Below are 362 nucleotides of genomic sequence, written 5' to 3' on the forward strand. Positions count from 1 at the left end.
CAATATCAATACCTGAGTTGGCACAGTTACTGAGAGGAAAGTCAATAATGCGGTACTTTCCGCCAAATGCGACCGCTGGTTTGGCGACTTTTTTTGTCAACCCTTCTAGACGTGTTCCACGTCCACCAGCAAGAATCATAGCTAACATTTTATTTTGAGCCATCTAACCACTCCTTAATATATATGATACATGTATTATAGCATAGAGTACAAAAAAATGAAAGCGTTTCCTTAAAGGAAAATGAATTATTTTCATTTTTCTTTTCAACGTCTTTCATAAATGTATCATAACATATTGTATTTTGTTTGTCTATATAAAATGGTATTTATTTTTGGTCGAATTTTACCTCTTCAAGTATTTA

The 362-nt window shown here is 32.9% G+C and carries 1 protein-coding gene; it reads right to left on the reverse strand.

Features of this window, described 5'->3' with window-relative positions; translation table 11 throughout:
• A partial coding sequence (locus C1E99_RS12630) for a sugar phosphate nucleotidyltransferase (protein WP_269088953.1) occupies positions 1-163 on the reverse strand: 163 nt, incomplete at its 3' end.
• Positions 164-362: the final 199 nt, after the last annotated feature.

It is taken from the genome of Streptococcus suis (genome assembly GCF_002964045.1).
Classification (GTDB): Bacteria; Bacillota; Bacilli; order Lactobacillales; family Streptococcaceae; genus Streptococcus; species Streptococcus suis_U.